This is a genomic window from Rhodococcus gordoniae (assembly GCF_001646655.1).
GTDB classification, from domain to species: Bacteria; Actinomycetota; Actinomycetes; order Mycobacteriales; family Mycobacteriaceae; genus Rhodococcus; species Rhodococcus gordoniae.
In genome coordinates this window covers 1-1,963 of record NZ_LPZN01000109.1, presented here as the reverse complement: position 1 = coordinate 1,963, position 1,963 = coordinate 1, and the positions used below count along the sequence as shown (strand labels likewise).

The 1,963-nt window shown below is 69.1% G+C and carries 1 protein-coding gene; it reads left to right on the top strand.

The window, feature by feature from the left end; translation table 11 throughout:
* Positions 1 to 1,963, top strand: a 1,963-nt coding sequence (locus A8G18_RS22195) for a condensation domain-containing protein (protein WP_245208017.1), incomplete at both ends; no start/stop codon positions are given.

Below are 1,963 nucleotides of genomic sequence, written 5' to 3'. Positions count from 1 at the left end.
GTCGGCACGCAGCTGGTCGCGTATGTCGTGCCCGCCGAGGCGGAGGCTCTCGATGTGGCGACCGTCAGAAGCGACCTGGCGAAGCGGGTGCCGTCGTACATGGTGCCGTCGGCGTTCGTGACGCTCGATGCGTTGCCGCTGAACGTCAACGGCAAGCTCGACCGCAGGGCCCTGCCCGAACCGGTCTTCGAGACCCGCGAATTCCGGACCCCGGTCAGCCCGGCCGAACAGGCCGTCGCCGCGGTCTTCGCCGAGGTACTCGGCGTCGAACAGGTCGGTCTCGACGACGACTTCTTCGAACTCGGCGGCAACTCGCTGCTCGCCACCCAGGTGGCCTCCCGGCTCGGAGCCGCACTCGGTGCGAAGGTTCCGGTGCGCGCCCTGTTCGAGAACACCGCTGTCGAATCGCTCGCCGGTGCGGTCGAGTCGCAGCGTGGCGACGACCGCCGGCCTCTCGAAGCCGTCGAGCGGCCCACGCGGATCCCGCTGTCGCTCGCGCAGCAGCGCATGTGGTTCCTCAACCGCTTCGACACCGAGTCGTCGGCCTACAACGTGCCGATCGCGATCCGGCTCACCGGCGATCTCGACGTCGACGCGTTGCAGGCAGCAGTCGGCGACGTCGTGGCCCGCCACGAATCGCTGCGCACCTTCTACCCGGAGACCGAGGACGGTCCCGTCCAGGTCATCGTGCCGGCCGCGCAGGCGGTTCCCGACCTGACTCCGGTGGACGTCGCGGAGACGGACATCGTCACCGCGGTGCAGGAACTCGCGGCGACGATCTTCGACGTCACCACGGCCGTGCCGCTGAGTGCGCGACTGTTCCGGGTCCGCGAATCCGACTACGTCCTCGCCTTCGTGGTCCACCACATCTCCGCCGACGGCTCGTCGATGGGTCCGCTCACGCGCGACCTCATGACGGCCTACGTCGCGCGGTCGCAGGGCGACGCCCCGGCATGGGAGCCGCTGTCGGTGCAGTACGCCGACTTCGCCATCTGGCAGCGCGAGGTGCTCGGCGACGAGGACGACCCGGAAGCGCTCGCCGCCAAGCAGGTCGAGTACTGGAAGCAGGCCCTCGCCGGCCTGCCCGACCAGCTCGATCTCCCGAGCGACCGGCCACGCCCCGCGGTCCAGTCGTTCCGGGGCGGCCGCGTCGACTTCACCGTCGAGGCCGAACTCCACCGACGCCTCGCCGATCTCGGCCGGCGCACGAACACCACGATGTTCATGGTGCTGCACACCGCGCTCGCGGTGTTCCTCGCACGCATGTCCTCGAGCGACGACATCGCGATCGGCACGCCGATGGCCGGTCGCGGCGAGCGCGAACTCGACGACCTGATCGGCATGTTCGTCAACACGCTGGTGTTCCGGACCCACGTCGATTCGGACGCGTCGTTCACCGAACTCCTGGGACGGACCCGTGAGGCCGACCTCGGCGCGTTCGCGAACGCCGACGTGCCGTTCGAGCGGCTCGTCGAGGTGCTCAACCCCGCACGATCCACGGCACGCCACCCGCTGTTCCAGGTGGGTCTGTCGTTCCAGAACCTCGCGCAGGCCGCACTCGAACTCCCCGGTCTCACCATCTCCGGCCTCGACACCGACATGGAGATCTCGCAGTTCGACCTGCACCTGATCGTCACCGACCGCTACAGCGGCGACGGCACGCCCACGGGCATCACCGGCTACTTCACCTATGCGACCGATCTGTTCGACGAATCGACGGTCGCGGAGTTCGCCGCCCGGTTCATCCGCGTGCTCGACGCCGTGGTCGACGACCCGGCCCTGCCGGTCGGCGACCTGCCGATCCTCGACACCGCGGAGACCACGCGCGTGCTCGAGGCGTGGAACGACACCACACACCCCACCGGGTCGGCGACCCTGGTGGATCTGTTCGACGAGCAGGTTTCGCGGGTGCCGGATGCGACGGCGTTGGTGTTCGAGGGTGGGTCGCTGACCTATGCGGAGT